Source organism: Bacillus toyonensis BCT-7112, from assembly GCF_000496285.1.
In the GTDB taxonomy this organism is placed as follows: Bacteria; Bacillota; Bacilli; order Bacillales; family Bacillaceae_G; genus Bacillus_A; species Bacillus_A toyonensis.
Genome location: NC_022781.1, coordinates 2,382,557 through 2,396,635, shown reverse-complemented (window position 1 = coordinate 2,396,635; position 14,079 = coordinate 2,382,557). Strand labels below are relative to the sequence as shown.

Here is a 14,079-nt window from a genome sequence, read left to right as displayed (position 1 = left end):
TTTTAGAAGGGATTTATTACAATAATATGAAGAGAGTAATGGTAATTAGTTATTGGTATTATCCAGAAAATGTAGCCCGTGCTTTCCATGTGAAGGGTATCGTATCTTCTTTGGTACAAGAGGGGTATAATGTTGATTTAATAATTCCTAGAAATAGTATGTATCAAGAAATAGATGCTAGAGAATCAGATAACATAACCATACATCAAGTGAAACCAGGGAGTATACTCCATAAAGAAAAAAATAGATGGGATGTTAATAGAAATATATTAAACAATTCTCGGAGTAATTTTTTCATTAAAGGCTTAAAAAGTTTATATGACGTACTTATTTGGCCAGATCGAACAGTTGAGTGGGCAATAAATGCATATCGTTATGTAAAAAAACATAAGCTGCATAGTAATAGTGAGGCTATGGTGACCGTTGGGTTGCCAGTTTCTACTCATATTACAGGGCATCTATTAAAAAAAGATGCTACTCATTTAAAGTGGATAGCTGATTACGGAGATCCATTCTCTTATAATCCAGATAGAGAAATAAGAAAATACGATAAATTTCTGGAATCAAAGATACTTAATAATGTCAATTCCATAGTAATACCAACAGAAAATGCAGTAGATTGCTATACTAATTTAGGTGTCAATAGGTCGAAAATTCATGTTATTCCTCAATTATTTGAAGAACAACAAGGTGAAAGCAGCTATAGTATAGATAAGGAAAAATTTAATATAATGTATGCAGGATCTTTTTATAGAGGGATTAGAAGTCCAGTGGAATTTATCCATGGTCTGGTATTAGCCAGTGAAAAAAATCCAAATCTACATTTTCATTATTTTGGAAATGTCAATGCATTAGAAGAATTTTTAGAAATGGAAGGGCTTGATATAAAAACAATTCCTATTACAGTCAACACCTTTAAAGATAGAAGTGAAATTATTAGTATTATGAAAAATATGGATTTGTTAATTAATTTAAATAATAAAAGTACAAGTCAAATACCTAGTAAAATTATTGATTACTTGTACGCAGATACGAGAATTTTGAATGTAGGGTCAAACTTAACTGATCTATTTGATAATGTCGATAATGAAAAGGAAAAAATCGCGAAAAAATTAGTGGAGATTAGTAAAACCTCTTCTAATTTTGATTACTCTGAATTGAAGGGGTTTTATAGCTATAATGTTAATTCAAGTAAATATAATAGGATTCTTCAAAAGGAAAATTCTTGATTTATGAAGAATTTATCAATTTTATATAAGGTGTTTGAGAAAATATGAATGTAAAAATCAATAATTTATTACTAGTGTATATAGCAGTATTATTTTTGGCAATTTTTGTAAGTGGTGCAATACAGAATATAACAATAATCTTTAGTCTAGTTGTTTTGAATATACTGGTATACAGGCGTTTGAACTTGAATAAACCAATAATTTGTTTATTAGGGATATTGTTGACGAGTATATTTGTAATTATAGTGTATATTCAGTACTATAATGCCATCAACTTAGGATTTAGTGATGGAAATTTATTGGGGAAAATCGGGGAGAATTATTACGCCGATACAAAAAATTATTATGATGAATCCCAACAACTTGTACAGATACTTTTTAGTCAGAACTTTAAATATTGGTTAGCAGGAGATTTTCCGCATTTTGGATTTTACGGCCCGTATAATGCCTATAATATACTTAATGCTGTCTTAATTAGTATATTTGGTCCGAATCTTTTAACTTTGATATTATTAAAATTAAAAGTAAGTATTTTGAGTTATTACGTATTGTATAAGATAGTAATTAACTACTTAAATGATAAATGGGCTATTTTCTCAATAATGTTATATGAATTATACCCAGCCAATTTGCTGGTCATATCCACTCTTTCTAGAGACAATATAAACTCTTTTTTAGTGATACTAGTATGTTATTACTGTATATATTTTGTTGGAAATAACTTTGAAAATAAAGTAAAGTATACTATTAAAATTTTAATTACATTAATATTTCTGTTTTTATTTAGGTCATATGCCGCTCCCATTACTATTATTTCGCTGAGTTGTGCGTATTTCTTCTCAAAGAAACAGCCTGTTAAAAATTATTTATTGGTAACAATTTTGATGATTGTTGTGGTTATAGGATGCTATGTTTATGGATTCGAAAATGTACAAAATAAATTCACACTGAATGATGGAACTCAGCCATGGATAGCAGAGCGTTCTAAAGGGTGGAACTTAGCTATATATAGTGTACTGTATAGCTTTTTGGGACAAACAACAGTTTTAAAGAATTATGATTTATCTGCATTTTCGGAGTTTTTGAATCTATCTTCCTTTTATTATCAAAATTTTATTTTAATGTTCAGCTTTGTAGCTATTATGATTCTTATGGTTATTGGAAAAAAACAAAAGGATACTTGGATTTGGCTGTTATGCTGTATAATGCCTATTTTGTTTATCTTTTTAATTACAAGTGTATACGGACTTCCAATACCTAGATTATATAATATGTGGATATGGTTAAATTGCCTGTTAATAGGAGTCGTAATCAATAGATTTAGGGAGAAGTTATTGTTCTTGGGATTAGTTAGTTTTGGTCTTATTGTTATATTGACGGTTTTTTTAGTTAAATAATCTATTTGTTAAATACAATTAAAATGTTTATTTATATAAAAATTTAAAATGCTCACACATAGATAATTATTACATGTGTTTTATGTAATGATTATCTATGTTTTTTATTATACGAAGTATGAATTGGAGAGGTCTTATGGCAGAAATAGCGTTATTAATTCCTGTATATAACGATCAAGTTGGTTTAAATCAAACCTTAGAATCTTTATTGAAGGAAACAAAAGAAAAAGTAGATGTAGTAGTTGTTGATGACGGTAGTAAGGAACCGATTCGTGTCCCTAAGATTATTGGAATTCATCATATTATTTTTATAAAGTCTGAAGTTAATAAAGGAATTGAGCATGTCTTAAATTTAGGATTAAAGTATATTTGCGATAATGGCTATAAATTTGTTGCCAGGATAGATGCAGGGGATACAATTGAACCTAATCGATTTTATAAGCAAAAAAAATATATGTTAGATAATCCGAATTATATGTTGATAGGATCAAACGTGAGGCATACGGATATGAATGGTAAAGAAGTGTTTATAGAGCGTGTGCCACTTTCAACAGATGAGATAAAAAAGAAGATGCATATTAATAGTTGTTTTCCACACCCATCCGTTATGTTTAGAACGGTGATTATTGAAGAGATTGGTGTATATCACACTAATTTTCCAGCAGCAGAAGATTACGAGTTTTTCTTCAGGATAATGAATAAATATGAGGTTTCAAATTTAGATGAAGTTCTTATTTGTAAGGAAATCAATCCAAATAGCATCTCATTAAGTAGGCGAAAAAGACAGTTGTATAGCAGAATAAAAATTCAAAGAAAATATTTTAACCCCCTAGTTTTAGAAAGTTATGTGGGAATAGTAAAGTCTTTTATCTTGCTAATAGCTCCTAATAAACTAATTATTGGTATTAAGTCTTTACTAAGTAGATCTTCTAACTAATGATAAAAGGGGTCATGAGTAATGAAAAAGGTTGTTTTTATATGTGAGGCGTTAGGTGGAGGAGTTAGGAGACATTTAGTAGACGTACTCTCCAATTTAGATCTAGATAAATATGAGGTACATGTTGTACATGGTACTAAGCGAGTAGATGATATATTCCTATTGGCAAAAAATAAGCTTAAAGGGATTTATTTTTACGAAGTCCCAGAAATGGTGAGGGAATTATCAGCTAAAAATGACATAGGGGCTACAAAATCAATTATAAAAATACTAAGAGAAATCAAGCCGCAAATTGTCCATTGCCATAGCTCTAAAGCGGGTGCAATAGGTAGGATAGCGGCAAAAATATGTGGGGTGAAAAAGATATACTATACACCACATGCATACGTATTTCAAAACCCGAATTTATCTTCAAAGAAAAAATTCGTATATAAAAATATCGAAAAATTACTAGGTTTTTTAACAACAAAGGTTCTTCATGTTTCCAAAGGTGAAGAAACATTTGCTTTGGAGCATAAAGTCATTTCGTTAAATAAATCAATGGTAGTATATAATGGTATTTCTTCATCCTCTACAGATAGCAAATTGCCTGTAAAAGGTTGTAAAGAGAAATTGGTAGTGGGAACAATTGCGAGAATGGATTATCAAAAAAATCCATGGTTATTTATTCGTATAGCTGAACAAGTAATTAAGGAAAATCAAAACGTTGAGTTTGTATACATTGGAGATGGAGAGTATTTTAAAGAAGTTTCTGATTATGTTAAAAAAAATAATTTAAGTGAATTTATTAAATTAAAAGGATTTCATTCAAACCCAGATATAGAATTAATGTATTTTGATATATTTTTATCTACTTCCTTATACGAAGGTATGCCATATTCATTAATAGAGGCATTATCATATAAAAAACCTATTATTGCGACGGATGTTGTAGGTAATAATGAAATTGTTGTTGATAATTATAATGGTTATCTTTTTGATAAAGATAATGCTGAAGAAGGAACACAAAAAATATTAGATATTATAAAAAATCCTATTCTATATGACAAGCTCTCCGAAAATAGTTTTAGGACATTTGAAGAAACCTTTACAATTGAAAAAATGCTATCTTCAATAGAAGGGTTATATTCCAAATAAAAATTATAAGTAGTGCAAAGAGGCTTTATAATTAGAGAGATAATAATCATTGATACGTAATAATAGGATTTAATTAATTGAAAGAATAATAAAATATAGTATATCTATATGAAATTATTTGAGTAAGTATAACTTTGTGTGATTTTATATTTATTATAATTTTGATATATGAGCTAAATAATAAAAAAGATAAGGATTGGTGAAAATGAATAAGAAGGTTTGTGTAGTAGGTTTAGGTTATATTGGTTTACCCACTTCAGCTATATTTGCAAAAGCGGGATATGATGTTATAGGGGTAGATGTTAACCCAGTTGCAATTGAAATGATTAACCAAGGTAAAGTTCATATTGAAGAGGTTGGATTAGGAGAATTAGTTAAAGATGTAGTAGAAAAGGGGAAATTGATCGCCAGTGTAGAACCAACCAAGGCTGATGTTTTTATTATTGCTGTTCCTACACCACACAATGCTGATCATACTGCAAATTTAGACTATGTCGTAGAAGCTACTAAGTCTATTTTACCATTCTTACAGAAGGAAAGTATTGTAATTGTAGAATCTACGATTCCGCCAAGAACTATTGATGATACAGTGGCTCCAATTATTGAGGAACAGGGATGGGAAGTAGGAGAAGAAATTTACCTTGCACATTGTCCGGAACGTGTGTTACCTGGACGTATTTTAATTGAATTAGTAGAGAATACAAGAATAGTTGGTGGGATTAATAAAAAATCTACGCAAAAAGCAGCCGAAGTTTACGGTAGTTTTGTAAAAGGAGAAATCCTTGAAACTACTGCTGTAACAGCAGAAATGTCTAAGCTGATGGAAAATACATTCCGTGATGTAAATATTGCATTAGCAAATGAATTGGCAAAAATATCTGAAAAACTTGGCGTAAATGCTTTAGAGGTTATTAAACTAGCTAATCACCATCCTCGAGTAAATTTACATCTTCCGGGACCAGGTGTTGGAGGGCATTGTTTAGCAGTAGACCCGTATTTTATTATTGAAAAGGCACCTGAAGAGTCTCAATTAATTTCTAATGCACGCTTTATAAATAATTCTATGCCTGTATTTGTTGTAGAACAATTAGAAAAGATTATTCCAGATAAGAATGCAAAAGTTGCAGTCTTAGGAATTACATACAAGGGTAATATTGATGATGTCAGAGAAAGCCCAGCTATGACAATTGTAGATTTACTTAAAGACCAGGGTTACCAGATTGCTGTACATGATCCCCATGTTCATGAAAATCAGGTGCATTTTAATTTATATAGTCTAGAGAATGCTGTAAAAAATGCAGAATGTATTTTGGTACTAACAGACCATAATGAATTTAAACAAATAGACGAAAAAATAATTATTGATAATGCAAGAAAGGCTATTATATTTGATACACGTAATTGTATGAACATAAGTAGTAAACAAATTTCTTATTACAATTTTAACAATCTATATGAACTAAGAAGTTTAGAAAACGTACAAGTATAATGAACCAATTGTAAATAACTGATCAAGAATATGTTTTATTAAATGAAAAGTTAGATTAGATATTTAGTATGTATTTAAGTTATAATTGTAACTATGTTTTTTGAGAAAAGATTTCGATTTTCGAAAGAAGGTTAAAAAGATGAAAAAGAAAATTTTATTCTGGGTTCTGGGTATTATTGGAATTATTGTTGTTGGTGGTGGAGTATATGCATATACTGTTTATTCTAATGTATCTAATACATTAGATGCTGTCCATAAACCATTAAATCGCGAGAAATCTGAAAAACGGGAACAAAAAGTAGATATTTCGGATAAGAAGCCAATATCTATTTTAATGATGGGTGTGGACCAACGTGGTGAAGATCAGGGAAGATCAGATTCGTTAATGCTATTCACATTAAATCCCAAGACAAAATCTATGAAAATTATTAGTATTCCGCGTGATTCTTATACAGAAATTGTTGGGAAAGGTACAAAGGACAAAATTAACCATGCTTACGCATTTGGCGGGATTGATATGGCTGTCAAAACAGTAGAGAATTTTCTTAATGTGCCAGTTGATCATTATATTGAAGTAAACATGGATGGATTTAAAGATATTGTAGATGCTGTTGGTGGCGTAGATGTAAATAATGATTTAGATTTCACATATGAAGGAATTCATTTTGAAAAAGGAAATATTCATTTAGATGGTAGAAAGGCATTACATTATTCTAGGATGAGAAAACTTGACCCACGTGGTGATTTCGGACGTCAGATGCGTCAACGTCAAGTAATCCAAGGGGTAATTAAACAAGGCGCTACAGTTTCTTCTCTAGCAAGTTACGGTGACGTATTAAAAGCAATTGAGAAAAACGTAAAAACAAGTTTAACGCAAGATCAAATGTTTGATATTCAAAAGAACTATAAAGATTGCATGCAGAATAGTGAAGAGATTCAAATCCCAGGTGACGGTCACAAAGCCGCTGATGGCATTTGGTATTACTATGTTCCAGATGCAGCGAAACAAGATATAACGAATAAGTTAAGAGCGCATCTTGAAGTGACTAAGTAATATGTAATAACCCAACTCCTTTGGAAGGAGTTGGGTTTATTTTTGCATGGATTTATATTAATATTATATGTTGTGAGATTAATAGATGAGGTGAATCGATGAATAAGAAAGCAGTACTTGTTCTTGTTGTTTTTGTATTGTTTATTGCTTCGATTGTGAGCGGTAAATTGTACTGGAATAAGAAAGTTGCAAATGCAACGGGACAGACGAGTGAAGTAACGAAGACAAAGGCTGAAGTGAAAGATAGCGGAGCGAAGAAAGAAGAGAAAAAAGCAGAGAAAAAGCAAGATGCGAAGTCATCTTTTAATGAAGCATATGCGAAGAATTTGCCAGATGAAGTGAAAGAAAAGTTGAAGAAAGCTGCTAAAGAGAAAAAGGCAGTGAATCTTGTTATTGTTGGTGATGAGGCTTCTTCATCTGAAAAAGATGCTTGGGCAGCTAAGTTAACAGCTAATTTAGAAACTGCTTACGGTAAAGGTTTATGGAATGTGACAGTAAAGGAATATAAGGGTGAAAGCACAGAAGAGTTAATCGCGAATAAGCGTGATAAAGAGATTGCGAAAGACAAGCCAGATGTGATTTTATTTGAGCCACCATTTATTACTGATAACGGTAAAACTGGTAATGGGAACTCTGTTGCGAGTACACAGAAGTTTGTTCAAGCACTTTCTACTAGTGCAAAAGGCGCTACAATTATGATTCAACCATCAAACCCAGTGTATGGTGCGAAGAATTATCCGAAAGCAATTGAGGCATTAAAGCAATTTGCGACGCAAAATGGTTATACATATGTTGATCATTGGGGAGCATGGCCTGATGCAGCAACAAAGGCAATTTTACCGTACCTACAAGAAGAGTTTGGTTTCCCAAGTGCTAAAGGACATGAAGTTTGGGCACAATATGTAACGGATTATTTCGTGGCTAAGTAATGAAAGATACACAAAAGGTATACGAGAAATCGTATGCCTTTTATTTATAATATGTGGTAAGTTACTGTTCAAGTTTGGTGGTTATTTGTTATAGCATAAGTAATTTGCTTTCATTTATACAACACGATCACTCCAAAAATCTGACTTTCCCTTTGAAAAATTTGGTGTCAAATAGTATGATGGTGTAGGAAACGGAGAAAATAACGGAGATATGTGAGTGATTTTATTCCGTTATATTACCTTAAATAGATGTTATTGCGAGGATTTTCATATGGGATTTAAACAAGAAATTAGAAAATTTATTGAAGGAAATAAGCTAGTTCGTACATTGTTAAAAAAGCCTTTAGAATATCGTGCGAATAAGCAATTGCAATTAGTACGAAACAATATTAAACAATATGGAGTAGAGTGTTTACTATTAGTGCAAGAAGCTTTTAAAGAGCATGATCAAGAATTTTGGTTAGATTATGGCACGTTACTTGGCGCTGTGCGAGAAAAAGATTTCATAAGCCATGATTTAGATATGGATATTGGTACTTTTAATATAAGTGAAGAGAAGAAAAGAGCACTAGAGAAAACGTTAAATGATAAAGGTGTTAAGACGTTTAGGGAGTTCACAGTTGATGGTCATGTTGTAGAGCAAACTTTCACTTATAAAGGAACTCATATCGATCTTTTCTATTATTTTTCGGAAGATCCTAATAAAGTATGGTGTTACTTCTTTGAAGGAACGGATGAGATGTCGACGCAGGAAAGAGGAACTGACAAGATCCTTACAGGGTGGAAAACGAAAACAGCAAGTTCTACATTGTTAGGAACGAAATTAATGCCATTCAAGGGCGAAGAATTCCCTGTTCCTTCAAATGTTGAAGAGTACCTTATTGAAAACTATGGTCCTAATTATATGATTAAGGATGAGAATTGGGATTTTGCAAATTCTGCTAGTAATATTAAGGTTGTTTCAGCCAATAACGTTGAGGCTATTTATAAATAAAAAGAAGTGCCCCTGTGCAAAATAAGCAGGGGCACTTCTTTTTATTTTAGATGATAGGAGAAATGTAAAGCTGTATTTACTAAAAATTTACAACAAATTTACATTCCGCCTTATTAGTGATAATATTAATGTTGCGTTCAAATTTTGAATGTATTATCGATGTTATGGGGGACCACATATGCAACATATGCTTGATATATTAGAAATTATTAATAAAGAACCACATTTAAGTCAGAAGAAAATTGCAGAACGTAGTGGGATATCTACCGGAAAAGTGAATTATATTATAAATGATTTGACGAAAAAAAATTATGTTGTTAGTGAAAAAAATGGAAAACATATAAGCTATTATGTGAAAGAACAGGGTCTTAAATTTTTGCAGAGCGAGTTAGCTACAATGCAGAAAAAAAAGATTCGTATTCATCAGCGAGAGTATAAAAAAGTTAAGCAAGCTGTTATTCTTGCGGCAGGAAATCGTAAGGAATTAGGTAAACCATCTGGGTTATTATCCATTGGTGATAAAATACTTTTAAATCGAAATTTAGAGATATTACACAATAACGGAATTGAAAAAGTTGTTATTGTTTCTGGATATAAAAAAGAAAAATTTGCTTCTTGGAATAAAGAGCAAGGAGTATACTTTGTAGAAAATCCGAAATATAAATGGACAGGCTCTATGGCTTCACTTTCAAGTGTTCAAAGTTTAATTACAGATGATTTTCTATTAATTGAAGATGATATTTTAATAGAAGAAGATGCGATTTCTCAATTGCTACAATATCCGGAACGGGACTGTGTATTGATTACGAATGAAAGTGGTTCTGGTGATGAGGCATTTGTAGAGATTCAAAACGGGAATTTGTATAAAATCTCGAAAGATGTTCATCAATTAAATCGTATTGATGGCGAGATGATTGGAATTTCAAAACTTTCTTATGATGTTTTTCTTAATATGTTGGAGTTGTTTAATCATAATCAAAATCCGTATGTGAATTATGAATATTTACTTCTTGATGTTGCAAGAACATATGATATTGGGCATATCAAATTACAAAATATTGTGTGGGCAGAAATTGATACAAAACAGCAATATGAAGTTGTGAGGAATAAAATTTACCCTCGTTTATTGAGAAAAGAAGCAGAGTTTAAAGAAAAACAAATTAAAGGCCACGTTATGGAGGCTTTAAATATTCCAGAAGATGCTATTACAAATATTCAACCATTTGGTGGTATGACAAATACGAATTTCAAGGTAAGTGTCGGGGATTCAGAATATGTACTTCGTATTCCAGGAAGCGGTACGGAAGAAATGATTAGTCGTCATGATGAAATGGTGAATTCTAATTTGGCAAGTGAGCTAGGAATTGACGCTGAGCTTCTATACTTTAATGAAGAAACAGGTGTTAAGTTAGCAGAGCTTATTTCAAATGCAGAAACATTGAATCCGAAAACGGCGCGACGTAGTGATAACATGCAGTTAACGGCAGCTATTTTGAAGGAATTACATGAATCAAGTGCAGCGATGAGTAATACGTTTAATGTATTTGAGAAAATTGAGCATTATGAAGGTTTATTAAGTAAATCAAATGGTTCAAACTTTGCTGATTATAAAAAGGTAAAGAAGCAAGTTATGCGATTAAAAGCAATGTATGAGAAAATGGATGTTCAGTTAACACCTTGCCATAATGATACTGTTGCTGAAAACTTTGTGAAAAACGGAGAAAACAAGATGTATTTAATCGACTGGGAGTATGGCGGCTTGAATGATCCTATGTGGGATATTGCAGCGCATAGTTTAGAGTGTGAATTCTCAGCTGAAGATGAAGAGTTATTTTTAGATTACTATTTTAATGGAAAAGTAGAAGAAATGCATCGACAAAGAATCTTATTAAATAAAATTTTCCAAGACTTTTTATGGAGTATTTGGACAAAGATTAAAGAAGCAGCGGGTAGTGATTTCGGAACATATGGAATGGATCGTTATACGCGGGCAAAAGAAAATTTACAGTTATTTTTAGAGTACTATGGAGGATACCAGTATGAATCGAAAGCAAAGTAGAGGGATTTTTTATGGTGTGTTCTCCGGATTTGCTTGGGCTATAGATACGGTTTTAATTGGGATTATATTATCCTCGACAGTTATGTTGGAAACGGAGCAAGTTATATTCCTTGCGCCGCTTGTTAGCACATTTTTACATGATTTTATGTCGACATTGTGGATGATGGTCTATATGGGACTTAAAGGTCAATTACGAACAGCACTTTCTAAATTAAAAACAAGAAGTGGTCGTTTCGTAATGTTAGGTGCTTTAATGGGCGGACCTTTAGGGATGACGTTTTATGTATTAGCCGTAAAGTATATAGGGGCTTCGTATACGGCAGCAATTTCAGCCATATATCCAGCCGTTGGAGCATTTTTTGCATTTATGTTTTTAAAAGAACGTTTACGCTCTTGGAATTGGTTAGGACTTGTAATAAGCATTAGTAGTATTATTATTCTTGGCTTTACCGGTGATGGATTTGCAACACAAAATTATATGTTAGGTTTTATTTTTGTTTTGATTTGTATTATAGGTTGGGGATTAGAATGTGTTATTTGTGCCTACGGTATGAAGGATGGGGAAGTTTCACCAGAAGAGGCGTTGCAAATTCGCCAACTTGTATCGTCTGTAACATATGGATTAATCATTTTACCGACATTAGGCGGGCATTTTTTAACGAAAGAAGTTATGGTAAGTAGTGAATTTATCTTAATTATATTTGTGGCGTTAATTGGGACAGCTTCGTACATTTTTTACTATAAAGCAATCCATGAACTGGGCCCAACGAAAGCTATGGGGCTGAATATTACATATTCAGCTTGGGCGATTTGGATTTCTATATTAGTAATGGGAACACCATTTTCTTGGAAATTAATTATTTGTTGTTTATTCATTATTGTAGGGGCTGTTTTAACAGTCGCGGATGCAAATGAATTTATTAAGAGAAAGAAATATAGAGGAGAGGTAGCATGAGAGCGATTTTATTAGCAGCTGGTATGGGGACACGCTTGCGCCCATTAACATTAACGAAACCAAAGTCATTAGTAGAGGTAAACGGGAAACCGATGCTAGAACGACAAATTGAATATTTACAAGAGATTGGTATAGATGAAATTATTGTTGTTACTGGATATTTATCGGAAAAATTCAATTATCTTGTTGATAAATATGAAAATATACGTCTTGTATATAACGATAAATATAATGTGTATAACAATATTTATACGATGTATGTAGTGCGTGAATATTTGGCAGATGCGTATGTGGTAGATGCTGATGTGTATTTACATCGTAATATATTTATTGAAAAACCAGAGTCATCTTTATACTTTAGTGCAAGAAAAGAAGACTTCCGCAATGAATGGATTATTAAGCACGATGAGAGCAAGAAAGTGTACGATATTGAAATTGGTGACGGTCATGATGATTACATTTTATGTGGCCTTTCCTATTGGTGTAAGGACGATGCGGATTATATCGTAAAAGAGTTAGAAAAAGCAGTGGAGCAAGAAGACTTTAGTGAGCTGTATTGGGATAATATTGTGAAAGATAATATTGGTCATCTGAATGTTCATTTATATGAAATTGATAGCAATGCCAGCTTTGAAATAGATTCTGTCGAGGATTTAGAGAAGGTTGAAGAGAAGCTTGCCGCTTTAAGAAGTTAGTTGTCGTTACGGTTCACATTATATTATTTTAAATGAATGTTTATGGTAAAATATAGGTAAGCATAAAATGTATGAGAGAAACTATATATTTGTTGTATTGAGTATAGTAGGAGGAATAACATGAGTTCAATTTTGGTTTGTGGCGGAGCTGGCTACATCGGTTCACACGCTGTGAAAAAATTAGTAGATGAAGGTTTATCTGTAGTAGTAGTGGATAACTTACAAACAGGTCATGAAGATGCCATTACAGAAGGCGCAAAGTTTTATAACGGAGACCTTCGTGATAAAAGTTTCTTAAGAGACGTCTTTACACAAGAAAATATTGACGCGGTTATGCATTTCGCGGCTGATTCTTTAGTTGGTGTTAGTATGGAGAAACCTCTTCAATATTATAACAACAACGTGTATGGCGCACTTTGCTTATTAGAAGTAATGGACGAGTTTAAAGTAGATAAGTTCATTTTCTCTTCTACTGCGGCGACTTATGGCGAAGTAGATGTGGATCTTATTACTGAGGAAACTGTAACAAATCCAACGAATACGTATGGCGAGACAAAATTAGCAATTGAAAAAATGCTTCATTGGTATAGCCAAGCGTCAAACTTAAAATATAAGGTCTTCAGATACTTTAACGTAGCTGGTGCAACTCCAAATGGTATTATTGGGGAAGATCATCGTCCAGAGACACATTTAATTCCTCTTGTATTGCAAGTAGCGTTAGGTCAACGTGAGAAGATTATGATGTTTGGTGAAGATTATAATACACCAGATGGTACTTGTATTCGTGATTATATTCATGTTGAAGATTTAGTAGCAGCTCATTTCTTAGGACTTAAAGACCTACAAAACGGCGGAGAAAGTGATTTCTATAACTTAGGAAACGGTAATGGTTTCAGTGTAAAAGAAATCGTTGATGCAGTTCGTGAAGTTACAAATCATGAAATTCCTGCTGAGGTAGCACCGCGTCGTGCGGGAGATCCAGCACGTTTAGTTGCTTCTTCTCAGAAGGCAAAAGAGAAGTTAGGATGGGATCCTAAGTATGTAAATGTGAAAACAATCATTGAGCATGCTTGGAATTGGCATCAAAAACAACCGAATGGATATGCTAAGTAAATATAATAAGTGAAAGAGAGGGTATTGTCGTTCAACATATGTTCGACAATATCCTCTCTTTTTTTGTATGATTTTTGCTATACTAAACTGT

The 14,079-nt window shown here is 32.3% G+C and carries 12 protein-coding genes; all 12 read left to right on the top strand.

The window, feature by feature from the left end:
• Nucleotides 1-26: 26 nt before the first annotated feature.
• A complete protein-coding gene (locus tag BTOYO_RS12435; protein WP_000832604.1) occupies nt 27-1,229 on the top strand; it encodes a glycosyltransferase family protein in 1,203 nt (400 codons plus the stop codon).
• Between the two features lie 44 nt (nt 1,230-1,273).
• Nucleotides 1,274-2,626, top strand: coding sequence for a glycosyltransferase family 39 protein (locus tag BTOYO_RS12430; protein ID WP_001101149.1), 1,353 nt, complete (start codon nt 1,274-1,276; stop codon nt 2,624-2,626).
• A 136-nt stretch (nt 2,627-2,762) separates the two neighbouring features.
• The gene (locus BTOYO_RS12425; RefSeq protein WP_000807688.1) at nt 2,763-3,563 is read left to right on the top strand and encodes a glycosyltransferase; all 801 of its coding nucleotides are present in this window, start codon (nt 2,763-2,765) and stop codon (nt 3,561-3,563) included.
• A gap of 21 nt (nt 3,564-3,584) precedes the next feature.
• Nucleotides 3,585-4,700, top strand: a complete 1,116-nt coding sequence (locus tag BTOYO_RS12420; protein ID WP_000758172.1) for a glycosyltransferase family 4 protein — start codon at nt 3,585-3,587, stop codon at nt 4,698-4,700.
• Between the two features lie 205 nt (nt 4,701-4,905).
• Nucleotides 4,906-6,189 (top strand): nucleotide sugar dehydrogenase, encoded by a 1,284-nt coding sequence (locus BTOYO_RS12415; protein ID WP_001036870.1) that lies wholly within the window; start codon nt 4,906-4,908, stop codon nt 6,187-6,189.
• Between the two features lie 139 nt (nt 6,190-6,328).
• Nucleotides 6,329-7,243: a polyisoprenyl-teichoic acid--peptidoglycan teichoic acid transferase TagU gene (gene tagU, locus BTOYO_RS12410; protein WP_000727079.1), complete on the top strand. Its 915-nt coding sequence runs from the start codon at nt 6,329-6,331 to the stop codon at nt 7,241-7,243.
• 98 nt (nt 7,244-7,341) lie between these two features.
• On the top strand, nt 7,342-8,172 hold the full coding sequence (locus BTOYO_RS12405; RefSeq protein WP_001034206.1) for an SGNH/GDSL hydrolase family protein: 831 nt from the start codon (nt 7,342-7,344) through the stop codon (nt 8,170-8,172).
• Between the two features lie 271 nt (nt 8,173-8,443).
• The gene (locus tag BTOYO_RS12400; RefSeq protein WP_000505979.1) at nt 8,444-9,166 is read left to right on the top strand and encodes a LicD family protein; all 723 of its coding nucleotides are present in this window, start codon (nt 8,444-8,446) and stop codon (nt 9,164-9,166) included.
• Nucleotides 9,167-9,344: 178 nt separating this feature from the next.
• Nucleotides 9,345-11,225 (top strand): phosphocholine cytidylyltransferase/choline kinase family protein, encoded by a 1,881-nt coding sequence (locus BTOYO_RS12395; protein ID WP_001164447.1) that lies wholly within the window; start codon nt 9,345-9,347, stop codon nt 11,223-11,225.
• The gene (locus BTOYO_RS12390; protein ID WP_001080586.1) at nt 11,206-12,180 is read left to right on the top strand and encodes a DMT family transporter; all 975 of its coding nucleotides are present in this window, start codon (nt 11,206-11,208) and stop codon (nt 12,178-12,180) included. Before BTOYO_RS12395 ends, BTOYO_RS12390 begins: the two co-directional genes overlap by 20 nt.
• Entirely contained in the window at nt 12,177-12,875 is a 699-nt protein-coding gene (locus tag BTOYO_RS12385; protein ID WP_001201614.1) for a sugar phosphate nucleotidyltransferase, read from the top strand. The genes BTOYO_RS12390 and BTOYO_RS12385 overlap by 4 nt, the downstream gene beginning before the upstream one ends.
• 120 nt (nt 12,876-12,995) lie before the next feature.
• Nucleotides 12,996-13,988: a UDP-glucose 4-epimerase GalE gene (gene galE / locus BTOYO_RS12380; protein ID WP_000095045.1), complete on the top strand. Its 993-nt coding sequence runs from the start codon at nt 12,996-12,998 to the stop codon at nt 13,986-13,988.
• Nucleotides 13,989-14,079: the final 91 nt, after the last annotated feature.

Coding starts and splice junctions, on each gene's coding strand:
- BTOYO_RS12425 (WP_000807688.1), top strand. CDS start 2,763: ATGGCAGAAATAGCGTTATTAATTCCTGTATATAACGATCAAGTTGGT.
- BTOYO_RS12395 (WP_001164447.1), top strand. CDS start 9,345: ATGCAACATATGCTTGATATATTAGAAATTATTAATAAAGAACCACAT.
- BTOYO_RS12390 (WP_001080586.1), top strand. CDS start 11,206: ATGAATCGAAAGCAAAGTAGAGGGATTTTTTATGGTGTGTTCTCCGGA.
- BTOYO_RS12405 (WP_001034206.1), top strand. CDS start 7,342: ATGAATAAGAAAGCAGTACTTGTTCTTGTTGTTTTTGTATTGTTTATT.
- BTOYO_RS12385 (WP_001201614.1), top strand. CDS start 12,177: ATGAGAGCGATTTTATTAGCAGCTGGTATGGGGACACGCTTGCGCCCA.
- galE (WP_000095045.1), top strand. CDS start 12,996: ATGAGTTCAATTTTGGTTTGTGGCGGAGCTGGCTACATCGGTTCACAC.
- BTOYO_RS12420 (WP_000758172.1), top strand. CDS start 3,585: ATGAAAAAGGTTGTTTTTATATGTGAGGCGTTAGGTGGAGGAGTTAGG.
- BTOYO_RS12435 (WP_000832604.1), top strand. CDS start 27: ATGAAGAGAGTAATGGTAATTAGTTATTGGTATTATCCAGAAAATGTA.
- BTOYO_RS12415 (WP_001036870.1), top strand. CDS start 4,906: ATGAATAAGAAGGTTTGTGTAGTAGGTTTAGGTTATATTGGTTTACCC.
- tagU (WP_000727079.1), top strand. CDS start 6,329: ATGAAAAAGAAAATTTTATTCTGGGTTCTGGGTATTATTGGAATTATT.
- BTOYO_RS12430 (WP_001101149.1), top strand. CDS start 1,274: ATGAATGTAAAAATCAATAATTTATTACTAGTGTATATAGCAGTATTA.
- BTOYO_RS12400 (WP_000505979.1), top strand. CDS start 8,444: ATGGGATTTAAACAAGAAATTAGAAAATTTATTGAAGGAAATAAGCTA.